The organism is Mesorhizobium sp. M0633 (assembly GCF_040320645.1).
GTDB lineage: Bacteria > Pseudomonadota > Alphaproteobacteria > Rhizobiales > Rhizobiaceae > Mesorhizobium.
Map to the genome: position 1 here is coordinate 143,480 of NZ_JAMYQC010000011.1, position 21,172 is coordinate 164,651.

Annotated in this window: 18 protein-coding genes and 1 pseudogene; 13 read left to right on the forward strand and 6 right to left on the reverse strand. The window is 62.1% G+C overall.

Annotated features, from left to right (window positions below; translation table 11 throughout):
• Nucleotides 1-873: an AraC family transcriptional regulator gene (locus NKI47_RS14625; protein WP_352591045.1), complete on the reverse strand. Its 873-nt coding sequence runs from the start codon at nt 871-873 to the stop codon at nt 1-3.
• A gap of 52 nt (nt 874-925) precedes the next feature.
• Here NKI47_RS14625 and NKI47_RS14630 point away from each other — a divergent pair.
• The 5 genes and pseudogenes from NKI47_RS14630 (at nt 926) to NKI47_RS14650 (ending at nt 5,034) form a co-directional block, all read left to right on the forward strand.
• Nucleotides 926-1,334 (forward strand): annotated as a pseudogene (locus tag NKI47_RS14630) (DUF2000 family protein).
• 197 nt (nt 1,335-1,531) lie between these two features.
• Entirely contained in the window at nt 1,532-2,416 is an 885-nt protein-coding gene (locus NKI47_RS14635) for a DMT family transporter (protein WP_352590984.1), read from the forward strand.
• A 68-nt stretch (nt 2,417-2,484) separates the two neighbouring features.
• A complete protein-coding gene (locus NKI47_RS14640; protein WP_023676245.1) occupies nt 2,485-3,507 on the forward strand; it encodes a LacI family DNA-binding transcriptional regulator in 1,023 nt (340 codons plus the stop codon).
• Nucleotides 3,504-4,484, forward strand: a complete 981-nt coding sequence (locus NKI47_RS14645; RefSeq protein ID WP_023676246.1) for a 2-hydroxyacid dehydrogenase — start codon at nt 3,504-3,506, stop codon at nt 4,482-4,484. Before NKI47_RS14640 ends, NKI47_RS14645 begins: the two co-directional genes overlap by 4 nt.
• A 154-nt stretch (nt 4,485-4,638) precedes the next feature.
• Nucleotides 4,639-5,034, forward strand: coding sequence for a hypothetical protein (locus tag NKI47_RS14650; RefSeq protein ID WP_352454732.1), 396 nt, complete (start codon nt 4,639-4,641; stop codon nt 5,032-5,034).
• Between the two features lie 14 nt (nt 5,035-5,048).
• Here NKI47_RS14650 and NKI47_RS14655 read toward each other — a convergent pair whose 3' ends face one another.
• Nucleotides 5,049-5,822, reverse strand: a complete 774-nt coding sequence (locus NKI47_RS14655; RefSeq protein WP_352469877.1) for a gamma-glutamyl-gamma-aminobutyrate hydrolase family protein — start codon at nt 5,820-5,822, stop codon at nt 5,049-5,051.
• Nucleotides 5,823-6,106: 284 nt separating this feature from the next.
• Between NKI47_RS14655 and NKI47_RS14660 the strand changes: the two genes are divergently transcribed.
• A complete protein-coding gene (locus tag NKI47_RS14660; protein WP_352492671.1) occupies nt 6,107-7,216 on the forward strand; it encodes a TRAP transporter substrate-binding protein in 1,110 nt (369 codons plus the stop codon).
• 387 nt (nt 7,217-7,603) lie between these two features.
• Here the strand turns inward: NKI47_RS14660 and NKI47_RS14665 are convergent, their stop codons facing one another.
• The 4 genes from NKI47_RS14665 to NKI47_RS14680 form a co-directional block, all read right to left on the reverse strand.
• Complete coding sequence (locus NKI47_RS14665; protein WP_352590988.1) at nt 7,604-8,629, reverse strand: zinc-dependent alcohol dehydrogenase family protein; 1,026 nt, start codon at nt 8,627-8,629, stop codon at nt 7,604-7,606.
• Between the two features lie 16 nt (nt 8,630-8,645).
• The gene (locus NKI47_RS14670) at nt 8,646-10,424 is read right to left on the reverse strand and encodes a TRAP transporter large permease (protein WP_352591048.1); all 1,779 of its coding nucleotides are present in this window, start codon (nt 10,422-10,424) and stop codon (nt 8,646-8,648) included.
• A complete protein-coding gene (locus tag NKI47_RS14675; RefSeq protein WP_352452211.1) occupies nt 10,424-11,008 on the reverse strand; it encodes a TRAP transporter small permease subunit in 585 nt (194 codons plus the stop codon). The genes NKI47_RS14670 and NKI47_RS14675 overlap by 1 nt, the downstream gene beginning before the upstream one ends.
• Before the next feature lie 204 nt (nt 11,009-11,212).
• On the reverse strand, nt 11,213-12,118 hold the full coding sequence (locus NKI47_RS14680; RefSeq protein ID WP_023676253.1) for a branched-chain amino acid ABC transporter permease: 906 nt from the start codon (nt 12,116-12,118) through the stop codon (nt 11,213-11,215).
• A gap of 140 nt (nt 12,119-12,258) precedes the next feature.
• Between NKI47_RS14680 and NKI47_RS14685 the strand changes: the two genes are divergently transcribed.
• From NKI47_RS14685 to NKI47_RS14715, 7 genes are all read left to right on the forward strand, one after another.
• Nucleotides 12,259-12,867: a CGNR zinc finger domain-containing protein gene (locus NKI47_RS14685; RefSeq protein ID WP_352590992.1), complete on the forward strand. Its 609-nt coding sequence runs from the start codon at nt 12,259-12,261 to the stop codon at nt 12,865-12,867.
• A complete protein-coding gene (locus NKI47_RS14690) occupies nt 12,860-13,390 on the forward strand; it encodes a hypothetical protein (RefSeq protein WP_352452209.1) in 531 nt (176 codons plus the stop codon). Before NKI47_RS14685 ends, NKI47_RS14690 begins: the two co-directional genes overlap by 8 nt.
• A gap of 225 nt (nt 13,391-13,615) precedes the next feature.
• Nucleotides 13,616-17,095, forward strand: a complete 3,480-nt coding sequence (locus tag NKI47_RS14695) for an indolepyruvate ferredoxin oxidoreductase family protein (protein WP_352590995.1) — start codon at nt 13,616-13,618, stop codon at nt 17,093-17,095.
• 152 nt (nt 17,096-17,247) lie between these two features.
• Nucleotides 17,248-19,569 (forward strand): putative bifunctional diguanylate cyclase/phosphodiesterase, encoded by a 2,322-nt coding sequence (locus NKI47_RS14700; RefSeq protein ID WP_352452207.1) that lies wholly within the window; start codon nt 17,248-17,250, stop codon nt 19,567-19,569.
• A gap of 150 nt (nt 19,570-19,719) precedes the next feature.
• Nucleotides 19,720-20,502, forward strand: a complete 783-nt coding sequence (locus NKI47_RS14705; RefSeq protein WP_023676258.1) for an N-acyl amino acid synthase FeeM domain-containing protein — start codon at nt 19,720-19,722, stop codon at nt 20,500-20,502.
• 119 nt (nt 20,503-20,621) lie between these two features.
• The gene (locus tag NKI47_RS14710; RefSeq protein WP_013528205.1) at nt 20,622-20,771 is read left to right on the forward strand and encodes a DUF3096 domain-containing protein; all 150 of its coding nucleotides are present in this window, start codon (nt 20,622-20,624) and stop codon (nt 20,769-20,771) included.
• A 173-nt stretch (nt 20,772-20,944) separates the two neighbouring features.
• Nucleotides 20,945-21,169, forward strand: coding sequence for an aa3-type cytochrome c oxidase subunit IV (locus NKI47_RS14715; RefSeq protein WP_023676259.1), 225 nt, complete (start codon nt 20,945-20,947; stop codon nt 21,167-21,169).
• The last annotated feature ends 3 nt before the right edge of the window (nt 21,170-21,172 follow it).

Sequence of the window (21,172 nt, forward strand, 5' to 3'; positions counted from 1 at the left end):
TCACGCGTTCGCCGCTGACGGCTGCCGCGTCAGTGCCGACCAGCGTCCCGGTGTGACGCCGAACGCCTTCTTGAAATGCCGATTGAAATGGCTTTGATCACTGAAGCCGGCTGCGATGGCGATTTGCGCCAGCGGCTCGTCGGCTTCGATCATCCGACGGGCTCGTTGAAGCCGGCGCATCAACAGGAACCGGTGCGGGCTGGTGGAGAAGGTGGCGCGGAAATGCCGCGACAGGGCATAGCGGTCCAATCCGGTTATCGCCTCCAATTCATCCGAACGTACAATCCGCGCGACATTTTCCTCCAGATAGTCGCGCGCCAGGCTGGCGGCGCGCCACGCAGTTTTCGCTACCGGTTTCGTCGGCTGACCGGCGTGCCGGGCCAAGCTTTGCATAAGCTGCGTCATGAAATCGACGACAAACAGCTCGTCCAGTTCCTGATTCAACGGCCCGAGCGCGGAAAGCAGCGTCGCCCGGAGACGGCGGTCTGTCACCACGGCATTCCCGACGAATGGTAGTGATCCGCCGCCGAGACAATCGAGCATCAGGGACGGCTCCAAATAGAGCATTCTGTATCGCAAGCCGTCTTCGGTGCCGGCACCGCCATCGTGCAGTTCGTCGGGATGAAGGATAATGATCTGGCCAGGCAGGCTCTGATGCGTTTGGCCGCGATAGCGGAAGCGCTGCACGCCATAAAACGTCACCCCGATCGCATAGGTGTCGTGGCGATGGAGATCGAAGGCATTGCCGTGGAACCGGGCCTCGATGCGTTCCATCCCGGCAGCACCGGGTGCCGGTACGATGCAGTTCTCGGCTGCATCCACGCACAAACGTCCAAGACCCTGAAAGGCTTCCCGGTCTAGATCGTGCGCCATCGCTTCACTCGCAGCCTCGGATTGGCCCCCTTTTCGGATTGGAAACTGTCGCATGTTCGATACGAAATTTGCAATCGTGCTCAAGGATGATCTTCCCGTCTGGCAAAAGCTCAATGTCACCGCCTTTCTGACCAGCGGCATCGTCGCGCAATTTCCCGACATTATCGGCGACCCCTACCGTGATCGCGCCGGCAATATCTACAACCCGCTGTCGATCCAGCCCGGTCATCGTGCTTTCGGCGGACGGCCAGACGCTCGGCGCGATCCAGCGGCGGGCGCTGGAGCGTGGTGTGACGGTTTCGCTCTATGTCGAGGATATGTTTTCGACCGGGTATGATCTGGCCAACCGCGCCGTCTTTGCCGAATTTGCGCCGGAGGATGCCAAGGTGGTCGGCATCGCGCTTCGCGCCGAAAAGAAGCTCGTCGACAAGATCACCAAGGGCGCCCGCATGCACGCCTGAGTCGTCGGCCACTAGGTCGGCCACTGGGAAACAAACTGAGCCTGTCGGCGGCTGTCGTTGTGCCAGACTGTTTTGGCTTGCCCGCAGGCGACAATTGCCGCATTGGTGAGGGACCGCCTTGCTTCCCGTCCGGCCTGAAATTGAATGCTCCCCCAAGACAAGACGAAAGCGCGACATCGCCGGCGGCGATCCTGTGCATGCTTTCCGTCTATGTGTTTTTCACCTTCCTCGACACCAGCAGCAAGTACCTTGTGCTGGCCGGCGTCTCGGCGCTGATCGTCGCCTGGACCCGCTTCGCGGTCCATGTGCTGATCGTCGGCGTCTTTCTGCACGGATGGCGTGAGCCGCTGCGCTTTCGTCCCGCCAACCTGCCGGCGCATCTCACGCGCGGTCTGCTCCTGCTCGGATCGACGATATGCAACATTCTCGCGCTGCGGACGCTGCAGCTGGCGGAAACCACCTCGATCTACTTCTTCGGCCCGATGGTGATCACCGCGCTTGCCGGTCCGTTGCTAGGGGAATGGGCCGGCTGGCGGCGTTGGCTGGCGATCATGAGCGGCTTTGTCGGCGTCCTCATCATCACCCGGCCGGGCATCGGGGTTTTTGGCGTCGGCCATCTCTTTGCGCTCGGCTCGATGCTATCGAACAGTTTCTACGTCATCATGACGCGCCGCATGTCGGCGACGGAAACCTCGGAAAGCCTCATCCTGTTTTCGGCGCTGGCGCCGGCCGTGCTGCTGCTGCCGACACTGCCGTTTTCGCTTTCGTTGCCGCAGGATGGCTGGCACTGGTTCATATTGCTGATGCTGGGCGTCTTCGGCGCCATCGGCCATTGGCTTCTTGTGCAGGCCTATCGCCTTGCCACCACCACGGCCCTGGCCCCCTATCCCTATTCGCAGATGATCTGGATGATCATCTCCGGCCTGATCGTCTTCAACCAGTTTCCCGACCGCTGGACGCTGGCCGGTGCGACAGTCATCGTCGCCAGCGGCCTCTACATCGTCCACCGCGAGCACCGGCTTCGTGTGCGCAACCGCGCGACGCTGGACGCGGAGGCGGAAGCGCTGGCAAAAAAACTTTGATTTGCGCGGGATCGATGGCATAAGAGCCGGCCTTTAAACAGTTTAAATTGCTTCGGGAGCGCAGGGCGCTGGCACAGAAGATCAAGCTTTCCACCATCGCGGATGCGCTCGGCGTGTCCACGGCCACGGTCTCGCTGGCCTTGCGCGACAGCCCGCTGGTCGCCGGCGGCACCCGCGACCGCATCAAGGAACATGCCCGCGCCATCGGCTATATCTACAACCGCCGCGCCGCCAGCCTGCGCACCTCGCGCTCAGGCATAGTCGGCGTCGTCGTCCACGACATCATGAACCCGTTCTTTGCCGAGATATTGCGTTCGATCGAGAGCGAACTCGACCGCAGCCGGCAAACCTTCATCCTGTCGAACCACTACGACCAACTCGAGAAACAACGCACCTTCATCGACACGCTTCTGCAGCTCGGCGCTGACGGCGTCATCATGTCGCCGGCCATCGGCACACCGCCCGAAGACATAATCATGGCCGAGGAGAACGGTCTCCCGGCAGTGCTGATTGCACGCACCGTCGAAGGTGCCGACGTGCCGGTGTTTCGCGGCGACGATGCCTATGGCACCGGGCTTGCTACCAATCATCTGATCTCGCTTGGCCACAAGCGCATCGCAATGATTGGCGGTACCGACCAGACCTCGACCGGCCGCGACCGCTATCAGGGATATGTCAACGCCATGGAGGCGGCAGGGCTTGAGGTCAGGCCGTCCTGGCGCATCGCCGGCCCACGCACCAAGCAGGCCGGCTTCGAGGCCGCCGGGCAGTTCCTGGCGCTGAAGGACAGGCCGACCGCGGCCTGCTGCTGGAACGACCTCGTCGCCATCGGCCTGATGAACGGCATTGCGCGCGCCGGGCTGGTGCCGGGCATCGACATCTCTGTTACCGGCTATGACGACCTCGAGGAGGCGGCGATCGCGACGCCTGCGCTAACCACCGTCTGGAACGGCCAGCGCGAGGTTGGCCGCCGCGCCGCCAGCGCGCTGCTCGACAAACTCAACGGACAGACGGTGCGGCCGTCGCAGGAACTGATCAAGCCGGAACTGCATGTGCGCCAGTCGACCGGCAAACCGGTGGAACGTGCATGACAAAAACCAAACAGCAAGCTGTCGCCATTCTGGTGCCGGGCCAGTTCAACGATCATGCGGTCGGCCGCATCGACGGGGTGTTCAGCCGCGTCCGGATCGAACGCGCCGATCCGTCGCTGGTCACCGACGAGATGCGCCTTACGGTGCGCGGCATAGCCGCCTTTGGCGGCATAAGCGCCGCGTTGATGGACGCGCTGCCAAAGCTCGAGATTATCGCCAATTTCGGCGTCGGCTATGATTCGGTCGATGTCCGCCACGCCGCACGGCGCGGCATCATGGTCACCAACACACCGGATGTGCTGACCGAAGAGGTCGCCGATACGGCGCTCGGCCTGTTGATCAATACCATCCGCGAACTGCCGCGCGCCGAGGCCTGGCTACGCGACGGAAGCTGGCTGCGCAACGGCAACTATCCGCTGAGCCGGCTGACCTTGCGCGGGCGCCAAGTCGGTATCTTTGGCATGGGCCGCATCGGCCTCGCCATTGCCCGCCGGCTCGACGCTTTTGGGCTGCCCATTGCCTATCACAACCGGCGCCGCGTCGAAGGCCTGTCCTATGACTATCACCCGACGCTGAAAGGTCTCGCCGAGGCGGTCGACACACTGATCTCGGTGGCGCCCGGCGGGGCTTCGACGGAAAAGGCCGTCAATGCCGAAATTCTCTCGGCTCTTGGGCGGAACGGCGTCTTTGTCAACATCGGCCGGGGCAGCACGGTCGACGAACCAGCCCTTGCCGCCGCACTTGCCAGCGGCAGCATCGCCGCTGCCGGGCTAGACGTCTTTGCCGACGAGCCGAATGTGCCAGCGGCGTTGCTTGCCGCGCCCAACACCTCGCTTTTGCCACATGTCGGCTCGGCCTCGCAGCACACCCGCCGCGCCATGGCGGACCTGTGCGTCGAAAATCTGGTCTCGTGGTTTTCGCAGCGCAAGGCGCTGACGCCGGTGCCGGAGACGGCAAATGTCAAGGCAAGGCCGTAAGCGGGCTGCCATATCTATTAACTTCAGCTTAACCCTTCGGAATCATTCTGGTCCCTTCGCAGTGTCTGTCCGCCTGACAGGACATGACAGCAAGAGGAAGCGCGCCTCCCTGATCTCTTCGAACCGGCGCGCTTGAAATGCGCGGAGAACCAGGATGAAGACGCTTCCTGCATTGATGGCTGTCGCTGTACTGTTCGGCAGCGCCCAACTGTTTTACGCCGGTAGCGGTGAAAGCCGTGCGGCCAGTGAGTCACCGCCTTCATCCGGCAACTACAGGCTGGTAGCCCATGGCGACGAGGGGTCTTGTGCGGTCAGCCGCGGCGCCGAGATTTCGCAAGGCCTGTCGCTGTTGACGGTCGCAGCAAATTGCCGCCGGGTGTTGCCCGGCGTCGAGCAGGCGAAGTTCTGGCGAGAGCAGGATGACGGCACGGTCACCTTCAGCGCCAACGGCACCGATCCGATTGTCATGTTCTCAGTCGCCGACGGCGATGGTTACGAATCCTACGCGCCGGCGCTGCCGCTGCTGACGCTCGCGTCGGCCGGCAACTAGCGAGCGCGGCAGGACTATTCCGCGGCTGCGCGCGCACCCGATTTCGCCGCCTGGTGCAGGCGCACCGCATCGCCGAATGCGCGAAATATCTTTACCGAGATACTGTCCGATTTGACCCAGTATTCGGGATGCCACTGGACGCCGACGGCGAAAGCCCGTGCATCGCGCACCGAAACCGCCTCGACAGTGCCGTCGGCGGCGACCGCTTCGACCTGCAGCTTTGGGCCAAGCCGGTCGATGGCCTGGCGATGCACCGAATTGACCATGATGTCGCCGGCGCCGAAGACCCCGGCCAGGCAGCTGCCGGGTTTTATCGCCACGCTCTGGCGGATGGCGAAGCGTTCGTCCTGATTGTCGCTTGCCGGCGCACGATGATCGAGCGAACCGGCGCGTTCCTGGATTTCGGTGGCCAGCGTGCCACCCAGCGCCACATTCATCTCCTGGATGCCGCGGCAGATGGCGAGCAATGGCACCCCGCGCTCCACCGCCCGGCGGATCAGCGGCAACGTCGTCGCGTCGCGGGCGGAGTCGTAAGGACCATTGGCTTCGCTGGCGTCACCGCCATAGAGCGAGGGATGAACGTTCGATTTGGAACCGGTGACCATGACGCCGTCGACGGCAGAAAGCAGTTCGTCGAAGTCGAGCCGGTCGCCGAAGGACGGTACCAGCAGCGGGAACACGCCTGCACCCGAAAGCGCCGCTTCGAGATATTGCTGTGGCGCGGCATGCCAGGTGTAATTGTCGAACTGGCGGACATCGGTCGATACGGCGACGAGCGGCTGGTGCATTTGGTCCGGATCCCATCGGGTGCAACGAATTATCTGCCTGCAAAATAGGCGATCCGAAGGCGCATTTCCATGGCAAGTTTCGGCGTGTCGCGTAGGCCAGTTAATCGACCTTAGACTATAGTTGCAAGATCTGCCCCAACGCCGCGAATTTCCCCGAAATGCGCCGCTCAAACCGGGCTGCCGTGCTGGACTCGACTCCTTGCCTGTGTATTGTCGGCTCGAAGCCGATCCGGGCGCCGAAGTGTCCCGAATGTCGGTCAGTGGATCCAAAAGGGAGGAACTTCATGGATCGTCGTTCGTTCATCCGCAAGGCCGGCACCGCCGGCGTTGGCGCCGCGGCCGCTGCCGCGACACTTGCCGCGCCGGCCATCGCCCAGTCCAATCCGAAAGTGACCTGGCGGCTGGCGTCGTCCTTCCCGAAGTCGCTCGATACGATCTATGGTGGCGCCGAAGTGTTTTCCAAGATGCTGTCGGAGGCGACCGACGGCAACTTCCAGGTCCAGGTCTTCGCCGCCGGCGAACTCGTTCCCGGCCTGCAGGCCGCCGATGCCACCACTGCCGGCACCGTCGAGGCCTGCCACACCGTGGCATACTATTACTGGGGCAAGGACCCGACCTGGGCGCTGGGAGCGGCGGTTCCGTTTTCGCTCAACGCGCGCGGCATAAACGCCTGGCACTATCATGGCGGCGGCATCGATCTGTTCAACGAGTTCCTGGCGACGCAGGGTCTGTTTGGGCTGCCGGGCGGCAATACCGGCGTGCAGATGGGCGGCTGGTTCCGCAAGGAGATCAAAACGGTCGCCGACCTTTCCGGCCTCAAGATGCGTATCGGTGGTTTTGCCGGCAAAGTGGTGCAAAGGCTCGGCGTGGTTCCTCAGCAGATCGCCGGTGGCGACATTTATCCGGCGCTGGAAAAAGGCACGATCGATGCCGCCGAATGGGTCGGCCCCTATGACGACGAGAAGCTCGGCTTCTACAAGGTTGCGCCCTATTACTACTATCCCGGCTGGTGGGAAGGTGGACCGACAGTCCATCTGATGTTCAACAAGGCGAAATACGACGAACTTTCGCCGGCTTACAAGTCGCTGGTGCATACTGCCGCTCAAGCGGCCGACGCCAACATGCTGCAGAAATACGACTATCTCAATCCGGCGGCGGTTAAGCGGCTGGTTGCCGGCGGTGCCAAGTTGAGCCCGTTCAGCCAGGAGATCATGGCCGCCTGTTTCGAAAAGGCCAACGAAGTCTATGCCGAGATGGAAGCCTCGAACGCGCCGTTCAAGAAGATCTGGGATTCGATCAAGGCGTTCCGCAAGGAGCATTATCTCTGGGCGCAGGTGGCCGAGTACAACTATGACACCTTCATGATGGTCCAGCAGCGCAACAGCAAGCTCTAGAACATTCTGCGACGCCGAGTGGCTCCACTCGGCGTCGCAGAAATGGGCTAAAACAAAGCGGATGCCCGGTTTTATTTGAATGCATTCCGCTCCAGGAAGACGTGGTTCTTGTCAAAGGACCCTGAGCACGCCCCGTGTTCCTTTCTGTCAGCCTCGGACGCACTGACTTCCACCAGTATTCCCGCCCGGAGCATGGCAATAGAACACTGTCGACTTGATGCGGCCACGCCTCAGTTGCTGGACCTCACCCGTTTGTAGGCTGGCGTCGGCATAGGTGGCGGGGTCGCCTTTCCCCGGCTTCATCAGCCCGGCTTCATCAGATTGAGGATGAAGCCATCGATGCGACGCAGAACCGCGAAGCCTGCCGGTGGCAAGTGGCCCGATGGATCAGCTCTGAGGCACTACCAGGACTTTGACCTCACCTGGCGCCGGCGGGTTGGCAATGATCGCCACCGCCTCGTCGAGGCTGACTTGTCGCGATATCAGCCGATCTACTTCGATCGCCCCCGAGGCGATAAGATCGGCGGCCCGGCGATGGGTAAAGGGGTTGAGGAAGGAACCCAGGACCTTCAACTCACGGAACAGCAGATCGAATGGTTCGAACGCCACTTTCATGCCTTGCGGCATCACGCCGACGACGACGACGGTGCCGCCCGCTTTGGCCAGCCGCAACGCCTGCTCAACAGTGTCTTTCACGCCGGCGCATTCGAACACCACGTCGACGCCGCCCGGCATCAAACCCGACCGGCCGACGATCGCATCGGTGACATCGAAGGCGCTGGGATCGAGCGTCGCCGTTGCGCCAAATTGCTCGGCAAGAGCCCGCCGCGAGGCCTGACGGGTCGACAAGATAATGGTCGTCGCACCGGCGAGCTTTGCCAGCTGAACGGTGAGCAGGCCGATCACGCCGCCGCCGAGCACCGCGACCGACGAGCCTGGTTTGATCGCGGCAAGGTCCACGCCATGCAGGCAGCAGCCGAGCGGCTCGCAGAAAGCACCATGCGTAGGCTTCAGATCGCCTGGCAAGACGAAGGCCTGTTTCTGTGGCAGGACAAGATATTCGGCAAAGCCGCCATCGCGATGGATACCGATGGCGCGTAGATTGCCGCAGAGATTGACCCGGCCGGCCTGACAATGCTCGCATCGGCCACAGGCAATGTTGGGATCGCCGGTGACGCGGTCGCCGACGGAAAAGCCGGATACGGCAGGTCCGACCGCCTCGACGATGCCGGAGAATTCATGCCCGAGCGTCACCGGCGGCGTGCACGGGAATTCACCATGGAAAAGATGCCTGTCGGTGCCGCAGACGCCGCACGCCTCGATGCGCACCAGCAGATCGTTCGGCCCGGCGGTCGGTTTCTCGGCCTCGCACACGGCGAGGCTGCCCACTCGCTCCAACCGAACCGCCTTCATGGCTGCCGGGCCTTCCTCAGTTGAAACTCGGTGGTTGCGACAGATCGATTGCCGGCGCCGCCGGTTTCGCGGGCGGCTTTTCGTCGAAGCTCGGCGGCTGCGACAAATCCGGTGTGGAAGGTGAGGCCGGGGCAGTGCCGCCGTTGGCCGGCGGCGTGCCAAGCGGCGACAAGCCGATGCCAGGCGTTTCCGGCACCTGGTAGTTGATGGTGCCAGGATCGACGACAGTTCCTTTGTAGTGCATCACCATCTGCGGGAAGGCGATGGTCAGGCCGATCATGATCACCTGGATGCAGACGAAGGGCACTGCGCCCCAATAGATCTGCCCTGTGGTGACCGGCGCGATCTGCTTGCCGGTGAGTCGGTCGAGATAGGGCACGCGCGCGGCGACCGAGCGCAGATAAAACAGCGCGAAGCCGAAGGGCGGATGCATGAAGGAGGTCTGCATGTTGACGCCCAAAAGCACGCCAAACCAGATCAGGTCGATGCCGAGTTTGTCAGCCGCTGGCGCCAAAAGCGGCACGATGATGAAGGCAAGCTCGAAAAAGTCGAGGAAGAAGGCGAGCACGAAGACGAGGATGTTGACGCCAATCAGGAAACCGACTTCACCGCCCGGCAGCGACGTCAACAGGTGCTCGACCCAGATGTGGCCATTGACGCCGTAGAAGGTCAGCGAGAACACCCGCGCGCCGATCAGGATGAACAGAACGAAGGACGACAGCCTGGTCGTCGAGGCCAGCGCCTGCTTGACCACGTCGAGCGACAGCCGCCCCTTCACCGCCGCCATTGCCAGCGCGCCGACGGCGCCCATGGCGCCGCCTTCCGTCGGCGTGGCGATGCCAAGGAAGATGGTGCCCAACACCAGGAAGATCAGCGCCAGCGGCGGGATCAGCACGATGATCACCTGCTGTGCCAGTCTGGACATCAGGTTGATCTTCAGGCGCTGGTCGACGATCGCCACGACATAGATGAAGATGACGCCGATGGTGGCGCCGAGGATATCGGCGTTGCCGCCATGGTTCGGCGCAAGGTAGCGATACGCCGCATAGGAAACCACCACCGCCGCCAGCAGCGCCGCCAGCAGCGACAGCACGCCGTGGCCAAGCGTGCGGGCCTCAAGCGGCAGTGCCGGCATCGACTTCGGCCGAAAGATCGACATGAGCAGGATGTAGAGCATGTAGATGCCGGTCAAAATGAGCCCGGGGATCAGCGCTCCCTTATACATATCGCCGACCGAGCGGCCGAGCTGGTCGGCCAGGACGATCAGCACCAGTGACGGCGGGATGATCTGGGCGAGCGTCCCGGACGCGGCAATGACGCCGGATGCCAGCCGCCGGTCGTAGCCGTAGCGCAGCATGATCGGCAGCGAAATCAGACCCATGGCAATGACGGAGGCCGCCACCACGCCGGTCGTCGCGGCGAGCAGCGCGCCGACGAAAATCACGGCATAGGCGAGGCCACCACGGACCGGTCCGAACAACTGGCCGATCGTGTCGAGCAGGTCTTCGGCCATGCCGGATCGTTCGAGCACGATGCCCATGAAGGTGAAGAACGGGATCGCCAGCAGCGTATCGTTCGACATCACCCGGCTGCCATAGAAATTGTCTGGCAACGCGTGCAGCAACGGCCAGGCGAGATTGATCGAGCCGCCCGAATAGGGCGACAGAAGCACGCCGATGAAGAAGAACATCAGGCCGTTGGCGGCGAGCGAGAAGGCGACGGGGTAGCCGATCAGCAGGAAGACGACCAGCGAGGCGAACATGATCGGCGCCATGTTCTGGGCGATGAACTCGATCACGAGCGCACCTCTTCGGCGAGCGCCTTGGCTTCGAGTTCGGCCTGCTCATGCGCCGATATGAACGGAGTGGGATCGTCCATCTGACCGCGCATGATGGCGATTTTCTTGATGATTTCGGAAATGCCCTGCAGCGCGAGCAGAAAAAAGCCGACCAGCAGGATCGCCTTCGCCGGCCAGATGATCAGCCCGCCGGAATTGTTCGACATCTCCCCGCTGCGATACGACAGCGACACATAGGGAACGAAATAGACCACCATCAACGTCACGAACGGCATCAGGAAGAAGACGTGACCGAAAAGGTCGATCCAGTGCTGCACGCGGCGCGAGAACATGCCGTAGACGATATCGATGCGGATATGGTCGTTCTGCTTCAGCGTGTAGGCGGCGGCCAGCATGAAGGCGGCGCCGAACAGATACCATTGCAATTCCAGCCAGGCGTTCGAGGACATGTCGAACACCTTGCGGATGACGGCGTTGGCGGCGCTTACCAGGATCGCCAGCAGGATCAGCCACGAAACCCATTTGCCGATGAATTCGTTCAAACGGTCAATGGTTCTGGAAAGAGCGAGAAGCCCTGCCATGCATTCCTCCCTTGTGTCAGAGCGCGGCGGTTCCCTGTCCGTCGCGTCGCTGTGGACCAACGGTATGCAGTGCGTGGTCCGGCGGGTCAACACGGGACAGCCCGCATAAACACAGTTGTGAGATGACGGGCGGCAAAATGCTGCCGCGTCCTTTGCATGTCCAAGGACATGCGGCGCTTTCACTCAAGCAAAGTCGGGTGCGGCTCAGGCGATCTTCTGTTGGTCGCGGCCGGCGCCGATCAGCACAAGCATGGCGACGAGGAACAGGTACATCCAGCCGTCCCGCCATTCGAGCGGAAAATAGCCGGCCCATAGCGATTCGGCCATGCCGAAAGCGGCGGCGCCCAGTGCCGCCCGCAAAGGCGAAAGATAGCCGCCCACTGCGGTCACGAACAGGATTTTCAACCCGTAGACCAACCCTGTGCCGAAGCTGATGTTACCGTAGTAGAAGGCGGCGAGCACGCCGGCCAGTGCCGCGCAAAGGCCGCCGAAAAGCACCGCACGCCGAAATACCGCACGGACATCGACGCCGCACATCGCAGCCGCCTTGGGATCGTCGGATACGGCGCGCCAGCTCCGGCCGAAGCTCGAATATGCGAAGCCCCAAGCAGCCAGCGCTATGGCCGCCAGTACGGCGGCGCAATCGAGCAATTGGATCAGCGTCAACGTCGCCTTGAAGCTGGCATTCTGCGCGAAGACGATGGTCTGGGCCAGCATTGGCGGCAACCATAGGTCATGGGTATCGGCGGCGATGCGGCTGGCTTCCGACAAGACCAGCAATATGCCGAGCGTCGTCACCACGATGGCGTTGGGCGAGCGGTCGGCCAGCGGTTCGAAGATACTTCGCGACAGGACATGGCTGAGCAGCGCCGCATAAAGGAATGCCGCAGCTACGCCGAGCGCGACCGATGCAAACAGCGTCAGCCACAGCGCCTGATAGCCGAACGCCGCGGTGAGGATCATCGTATGCCCGCAAAAGGCGAACAGCGCGCCATAGGCAAGATTGGTACGGTGCAGGATGCCATTGGTCAGCACGTAGCCGAAGGCAAGCAATGCGTAGAGCGCGCCCGAATGCAGCCCGTTCAGAACCTGCTGGAAGAAATAGAGCATGCAAGACCCTCTATGCATGCCCCGCAATCGGGGCAGAGGTTTGGGACGAACGATATTCTCAGTACGGCGATCGCCTCAGTGACGAGCGTTGCACCCGGAATCTAACTTGTCAAACGCGAGTTATCAGTTAGATTCGCCATATGACAGTATCCTGGACTCCGCACCGCTTTACCGGTGGCATGCTGGCGCTCGATACGGCGAACACCGTCGTTTTGCGGAACGGTCCGAAGAAAACTTTCGACCGTTTCGACGATCCGGCCGAGATCGCCCGCTTTGCCGAAGCCGCGAGTGCCTTTCGCGCCGCCGAGCGCGGCGGCAGGCGGCTCGTAGCGCCGGCGCCTGAAAAGATCGCACCGGTGGTGCTGTCGATCCGGGAGACGACCGATCGGCTGTTTCGCGGCGCGGTATCGAAAGGTGCGATCGCGACCGGCGATATGCCGAAATTCTTGGAAGCCTGCGCCGATGGCCTTGCTCATAGCCGCACCGAAATCGGCACGCCTGGAAAACCGTTCGGTGATCCGGCGACGCCGATTGCCTTCGAGGCCGCGCTTGCGGTCTCGGCGCTGTCGCTGCTGCGTAGCGACACCATCGCCAGGCTGCGGATATGTCCGAACTGCAGCTGGCTGTTTGTCGACAAAAGCCGCAATTCCAGCCGCCTCTGGTGCGACATGGCGGTGTGCGGCAACCGCCAGAAGGCAAACCGACACTATCGCCGCCGGACCGCGGCCAGGGAGGTCACCAATGTCTAGAAGATTCTCACGCGCGATGATTGTCGTCGCGGCGTTGTTCGCGGCGGCCGCGCTCGGCGCCTGCCGTGATTCCGGCAAGGACCAGCTGTTCGCCATTTCCGGGAAGCTGTTCGAGTTCAACTACCGGCTGGGTATCGCCACCTATGTCATCACCCTCAATCCGCTGCGGCCGGTGGGTGAGGGGCAGGTCGCTGTGGTCTCCTTCCAGAACCCGGCCGGTGGTGATCCGATCATCGTCACCCAGAAAATATGGCCGAAGCTGCCGCATGTGACGCTCACCAGCCCGCCGCTTACCTGCGTTGTCAAGGACAAGCCCTATGCGGTGTCGATCCGCATCGAGGATTCCAGCGGCAAGTTGCTGCAGAGTTTCGCGACCACTCTGACGTCCTCGCTCGACCAGTCGGTCCTGCCCGACCGGCCTCTGGTGGTCGGGCCAGTCTACGAGCTCAACAAGGACTTGGCCGGCCATGTCGACGGCAAGCTGCCCGGTGAACCGAAGCCCAGTTGCCCAAAGGCTGCATGATGCATCACCAGCGGCACTGACCGCCGCCGGAATTTTTCATGCTCGGCCATCCTCCCCGACAGGCGTTTCGTGGCGCCACACGGCCGCGCACGGATCGTTTGTTGCGGACCGCCTGGCACCTTCGATTTTGTTTGACCTCCCCGGCAAGGGAAGAAAGACTGTGGGCACTCGACTCCGACGTTGGCCGCGCACCACCAGGCGCGGCCTCCGCACAGGAAATGCCTGATGACGCTGCACAATGTCGCGCTCGACGACAAGTTCGACCTGGCAAAGGAGCGCATCTTCCTGTCGGGTGCCCAGGCAGTCATCCGCATGCTTCTGATGCAGCGCGAGCGCGACCGCCGGGCTGGCCTGAACACCGCCGGTTTCGTCTCCGGCTATCGCGGCTCGCCGCTCGGCGGCCTCGACATGCAGCTGTGGAAGGCCAGGAACCAGCTCGCGCAGTCGGACATCGTCTTCCAGCCCGGTCTCAACGAGGAGCTCGCCGCCACCGCCTGCTGGGGCTCGCAGCAGGCCGAATTGCTGGGCGAGGGTACCCATGACGGCGTTTTTTCGGTCTGGTACGGCAAGGGTCCGGGCGTCGACCGCTCCGGCGACGTGTTCCGCCACGCCAATCTCGCCGGGTCGTCGAAACATGGCGGCGTGCTGGCCCTGATGGGTGACGACCACATGGCCGAATCCTCGACCAACGCGCATGCCACCGAGTTCCTGTTCGTCGACACCATGGTGCCGATCCTTAATCCGGCCGGCGTCCAGGAGATCATCGACTACGGCCTCTACGGCTTTGCCATGTCGCGTTTTGCCGGCACCTGGGCGGCGATCAAATGCGTCAAGGACAACATCGAATCGACGGCCTCGGTCGATGCCGCGCTCGAACGGCTGAACATCATCGTGCCGGACTTCGACATGCCGCCCGGCGGCCTCAATATCCGTAACGAGATCGACATGCTCGGCCAGGAGGAGCGGCTGCATGAACACAAGCGCGCCGCCGCTTCGGCCTTCATCCACGCCAATGGGCTGAACCGGATCGTCTATTCGGGCGGCAGCAGCGCCAAGCTTGGCATCGTCACCATCGGCAAGAGTTATCTCGATGTTCGCCAGGCGCTGGAGGATATCGGCATCGACGAAGCGGCCGCCAGTCGCATCGGTATCAGGCTGTTCAAGGTCGGCTGCCCGTGGCCGCTCGACCTGCAGCACATCGCCGACTTTGCTCGCGGCCTCGATACCATCGTCGTCGTCGAGGAGAAACGCTCGCTGATCGAGGTGCAACTGCGCGAGAACCTTTACGGCACCGCGACGCAGCCGATCATCGTCGGCAAGAAGGACGAGCGCGGCGACTGGCTGTTCCCGGCCAAGGGCGCGCTCGACCCCAACGATATTGCCATCGCGCTCGGCGAGAGGATTTTGCGAACGATCGGCCCGTCGGAAGAAATCGCCGCGCGGGTGGCGAAGTTGCGCCAGTTCCAGGCGATGCTGGCCGACACGTCAGACATCGCCTCGCGCACGCCCTTCTTCTGCTCCGGCTGCCCACACAATTCCTCGACCAAGGTGCCGGACGGCTCGCTCGCCGCCGCCGGAATCGGCTGTCATTTCATGGCGCTGTGGATGGACCGCAACACCGTCGGCTTCACCGCCATGGGCGGCGAGGGCGCGCAGTGGGTCGGCCAGGCGCCGTTCTCGAAGCGCGAGCACATCTTCCAGAATCTGGGCGATGGCACTTACAACCACTCGGGTGTGCTGGCGATCCGCTTCGCGCTGTCGACCGACGCCAACATCACCTACAAGATCCTCTACAATGACGCCGTCGCGATGACCGGCGGGCAACCGCACGAGGGCGGCCTGACGGTGGACATGATCGCAAGGCAGGTGCGCGCCGAGGGCGTGGAGCGCATCGCCATCGTCACCGACGAGCCGGACAAATATACCGGCAAGGTGGAATTTCCCGCCGGCGCCACCATCCATCACCGCGACGACCTCGATCTCGTCCAGCGCGAGTTGCGTTCGGTCAAAGGCGTCTCGGTGCTGCTCTACGACCAGACCTGCGCCGCCGAGAAGCGTCGCCGCCGCAAGCGCGGCACCTTCCCCGATCCCGACAAGCGTATCTTCATCAACGAGCTGGTCTGCGAAGGCTGCGGCGATTGCGGCGTGCAGTCGAATTGCGTCTCGATCCAGCCGGTCGAGACCGAATTCGGCCGCAAGCGCAAGATCGACCAGTCGAGTTGCAACAAGGACTTCTCGTGCGTCAACGGTTTCTGCCCCTCCTTCGTCACCGTCCACGGCGCCAAAATCAGGAAAGCCGAAGGCATAGCCGGCGCGGCCGACCCGCTCGCGGGGGTGCCGGCGCCGGCGCAATTTACGCTCGGTGAACAAGGCTGGGCGGCGATCATCGACGGTGTCGGCGGCACCGGCGTCGTCACAATAGGCGCGGTGCTCGGCATGGCCGCGCACTTGGAAGGCAAGGGCTGCGGCATGATCGACATGGCCGGCCTCGCCCAGAAGGGCGGCTCGGTGTTCACCCATGTCCGCATCGCCCGCACGCCGGACGACATCCACGCCATTCGGGTATCGGCCGGCAAGGCCGATCTCGTGCTCGGCTGCGATCTCGTCGTTTCGGGTGCCAAGAAGGTGTTGGCCGCGGTGCGCGAAGGCCATACCATCTTCCTCGCCAACACTGCCGAGATCATGCCGGGCGAGTTCGCCCGTTCGGCCGATTTCTCGCTGCCCGTCGAGCGGCTGAAGAAAGCGATAAGAACGGCCGCGGGCGACGACAGGACGCATGTCTTCGACGCCACCCGCACCGCCACCGCGCTGTTCGGCAGCTCGCTTGGTGCCAACATGTTCATGCTCGGATTCGCCTTCCAGCATGGCGGCTTGCCGCTGTCGGCGGAGGCGGTCGAAAAGGCGATCGAGCTCAACGGCGAGGCGGTAGCGATGAATATCGCGGCATTTCGCTGGGGCCGCCGCGCCGCCCACCAGCCGGATTTCGTGCGCAGCCTTCTCGCCCAGCCGGGCAAGGCCACGCAGCATGCCGCCATTGCCGAGACGCTGGACGATATAATTGCTCGCCGCGTCGCCTTCCTGACCGCCTATCAGAACGCCGCCTATGGCAAGCGCTATGCCGACAGACTGGCGGCGCTGCGCAAGGCCGAAACCAATGCTGTGCGCGGTTCGACCGTGGTGACCGAGGCTGCCGCAAAGAACCTGTTCAAGCTGATGGCGATCAAGGACGAATACGAGGTGGCGCGGCTTTATACGGACGGCTCCTTTGCCGCAGAGCTCGCAAAGCAGTTCCAGAGCTACGGCAAGCTTGAATTCCATCTCGCACCGCCGATCATGGGCAGGCGCGGCAGTGACGGCAAGCCGAAGAAATCGAGCTTTGGCCCGTGGATGATGAACGGGTTCCGCCTGCTGGCGGCGATGAAGGGGCTGCGCGGTACCGCTTTCGACCTGTTCGGCTACAGCGCCGAGAGGCGTATGGAGCGGCAGCTTCTTGCCCTCTATGAAGCCGACCTGGAGCTTGTCGCCGGCGCGCTGGCGCCGGGCAAGATCGAGGTTGCTGCCGCGCTTGTTTCGGTACCGGCGCTCATCCGCGGCTTTGGCCACGTCAAGCAGGCCAGTGCCGAAAAAGCCGCCGGCGAACGCCAGCGTCTGCTCGACCGCCTCTCGACGGCGCCGCTGCGGCCGCAACTTCAAGCCGCCGAATAATTCAGCGCTGTGATACTCCTTGTTTACCTGAACTGTAGTTTCCCTGCTTCCGCTGCGTCACCAATGGACGCCAATAGAGCCCGAACCGCTGCTCTAAACCTTTCTTAAGGCCAATGTGACACTGCTGGGTTCCCCAGGGTTGGGATCCAGGCGTGAATCTGAGACGAAAAAACGAGATTCCGGTCGACGTTTACATTCCGTTCGTGGAAACGCTGTTTCGCGACGGGTTCACGCTGTCGATCGGCCTTGTTGCGCAGACACTCCTCGTCATTCTGGTCTATTGGAAGACCATGGACTTGGCGTATCTTCTAGTTGCCGCTGGGCTCATCATTGTCGGTACTCTGCGCCTTCGCAACATCCGAAAATACGGGCGACTTCCTTCCCCGACGACGTGGGAAGAAGCCCATGATCGCGAAAACGATTACATAATTTTCGGTTCGATGCATGGTTTCATGCTTGGCGCGTTCTGTTTCGTCAGTATCTATCTGGCAAATGACAGCCACGACAACTATGCCGAAATAGCCTCTGTCTGCGTCACTCTGGCATCGGTCACGTCGATTGCCGGCCGCAATTATGGGTCGCCGCGCATGGTTATGATTTTTATCATAACCACCACATGGCCCATATCGCTTGGCTTTATCCTGCGCGGCGATATCTACCACATCATCCTCGGTCTGATGTCGGCCCCTTTTCTGTTTGCGATCAAGCGGTTCGCCGACATCGTCCGCGAAGTCCTGTTTACCGCCCTGTCGGAGGAAAAGAAGGCGAACCGCATCGCGCAGCGTTTCAACCGCGCGCTCAACACCATGTCGCATGGCCTTGTCATGCTTGGTCCCGACGGCCGGGTGGCGGTGGCCAATGCCGAAGCCGCGCACCTGATGTCGCTCAAATCGGCCGATGCGCTGCTAGGCCGCTCGATCCACGGTCTGCTGATGCGCGGCGCTGCAGGCGGCATGCTGGCGCCGAAAGATTGCCGTTACATCGAAGCCCAGCTGACGCGTGCGTTGCGCGAGGGCCGCGACCGCAAGGTCCTGGTCTCGCTCACCAACGGCCAGCACTATGAATTTTCGGCGCGCGAAGGCAGCCAGGAACTGGGCGTCGTCACTTTCGAGGATGTGACCGCCCGGGTCGAGGCGGAAGACAAGATCCGCTTCATGGCGCGCTACGACAGTCTCACCGGCCTGCCCAACCGCGCCTACTTCCACGAGTTGGTGGTGGAAGCCATGGCCTCAGGGGATCCCGAGCGTCTCTGCGGGCTGGTGGTGCTCGATCTCGATGATTTCAAGAGCGTCAACGACACGCTCGGCCATCCGGTCGGCGACGGATTGATCTACGCCGTTGCCGAGCGGCTGGCGGCAGTCGCTGGGCCAGGGATCACCGTCAGCCGCTTCGGCGGCGACGAGTTCATGATCTTCTTCGAGCGCATCGAGGATGAAAGCCACCTGACCGGCCAGGTTGATGAGATCTTTGTCAATCTACAGGGCGAGGTCGATGTCGCCGGCCACGGATTACGCATCCAGGCCTCCGGCGGCGCGGTGCTGTCGCGGGTCAAGGATACCGACGTTGACGCCATGATCGTCAAAGCCGACCTTGCACTCTACAAGGCCAAGGAGCTTGGCAAGAACGGTTGGCGGCTGTTCGAGGCCTCCATGGATGCTGCCTTCCGCAGCCGTCAGCTGATGAAGGCGGACCTGCGCAGCGCCGTGGAAAACAACGAATTGCGGGTGGTCTATCAGCCGATCGTGGCGATGAGCACGATGCGTATCGCCAGTTGCGAAGCGCTGTGCCGCTGGGATCATCCCGATCTCGGGCCGATTTCCCCCGGTATCTTTATTCCGCTGGCGGAGGAAATGGGGATTATTTCCGACATCAGCACCTTCGTCCTGCATGCGGCCTGCACGGAATGCGCCAAATGGCCGGCCCAGACCAGCGTGTCGGTCAATCTCTCGGCCAAGGATTTCCGCAACCGTGATGTCATCCAGAAGGTTCGCGACGCGCTGGCTGAATCCGGTCTCTCCGCCGGACGTCTGGAGATCGAGGTCACCGAGACGGCGCTGCTCGACGACAAGTCGCTGACACGCCAATATATCGAGGAGTTGAAGCGGCTCGGCGTGCGCATTGCGCTCGACGATTTCGGTACCGGATATTCGAGCCTCAGCTATCTCCACAAACTGCCGCTCGACAAAATCAAGATCGACCGCTCGTTCCTGATGGATGTCACTCAGAACAGCCGGTCGCTCGAATTGCTCAAGGGCATCGTCAACCTGTCACGGCCGCTGGGACTTTCGGTTACCGTCGAAGGTGTCGAGACCTTCGAACAGCTCAAGATCCTGGCATTGCAGGTCAAGCCGGACCTGGTCCAGGGCTTTCTGTTCGGCTCGGCACTCAGCGCGTCCGGCATCGAGACGATGTCGAGCACCGTCTGGCCCTTCGCCAAGGACATCCAGACGGCAAGGAAGGCGCCGCGGCGCTGACTTCGCGCTGAAAAACCGCGTATTTTAGTATAATTTTATTAATTGTTAACCTTAACGAGCGGTAAACGAGCTCCTACTTATTTTCATCTTTACATCTCATGACCCGTCCGTAGTGTCGGCTGGTGGCGGTAATCGCGGGGAATAGAGTTCATGTGTGCCCAGTTGAGTTCGCTCGGCCATGCGGCGGGCGCTGGTGGGAAAGATGCGTCCGAGACCATGTCCAGCTTCGCGCAACATGTTTATGCGCTGCTTGACCGGACGGAGTACCGACGCTGTGAAAGCGGCGAGGACTTCGAAAGCATTTACAGGCTGCGCTACAATTCCTATCGGATGAACGATCTGGTGCCCGAGAATGCGTCCCGTCAGGTCCATGACGAGTTTGACGAACTGCCCAATTGCCATACGTTCGGAATCTACATCGAGGGGCGGCTGGTCAGCACAATGCGCCTGCATAACGTGTCTGCTGATAACGCCACATCACCAGCGCTCAGCGTCTACAAGGACTTGTTGATGCCGCGTCTGGCGGCCGGCGAAGTCTTTATCGACCCGAGCCGTTTTGCCGTGGACGCCGAATGGTCACGGCTTTACCCGCAGATCCCGTATGTGACGCTGCGCCTTGCGGGCATGGCTTGCTTCCATTTCGGCGCGCCTTATTGCATATCCATGATCCGCGAGGACCATGCGGCTTTCTACAAGCGCATCTATCGGGCGCGACCGATTGGCGATGCGCGGCCCTATGCCGGCGTGATCAACTGTTTCGCGCTGCTTTATCAAGCCGATGTCCTGGCGATCAAGAATGAAACCTACGCTCGCTTTCCGTTTTTCCGTTCGACGCCGATGGAGCAGCGCATGTTGTTCGATACGCCCGGTGCCGGCGAACTCGCCCCGCTGACCATCCTGCCCACCGCCAAGTATTTTCGCGAAGCCGCCTGAACGAGCCCATGGAGCCTTCCGGTCGCTTCGGCGTTCTGGGCAAGGGTGCTGGTGGTAGGTCGGCATGGCCGGCATCCGCCAAGCATCGCTTCGATAGCGATCCGATCAAAGGAACCGATATGACCATTTCCACGCTCGCCCTTACCCCGCTTATCTCGCTGATTGCAGGCGTGCTGATCCTGGTGATGCCGCGGCTGCTCAATTATATCGTCGCCCTTTATCTGATCGTTGTCGGCCTGCTCGGTCTGTTCCCGCATCTCGCCGGCTAACGACATCGGCAGTAGCGGACCTGCCATCCATTGGGATTGGTATCGCCGCGCTTCGCGCAGCGATTTCAAGTTTTGCTTGAGATTGTTGGCTGCGGCGATGCGGCAATAGCGCCATTGCCCTTAACGCGGCTTTTCGCTATGTGCCTGAAAGATGTCTTCGAAGGGGTATTCCAATGGCTGAACACACGCCGACCGGTCCTGTCGAACTAGGCGCGAAGATGGACTATGCCGAGCACGACCGCACCTATGCCGGCTTTGTGATGCTGGCCAAATATGGGTCGCTATTTTGCGCCGCCGTGCTTCTTGCCATGGCGTTCGGCTTCTTTGTGGGCGGCTTCTTCTCGGGGACTATCCTGTTCGTGCTGATCCTGGCCATCGGCGCCTTTATTCTCCGATAACTC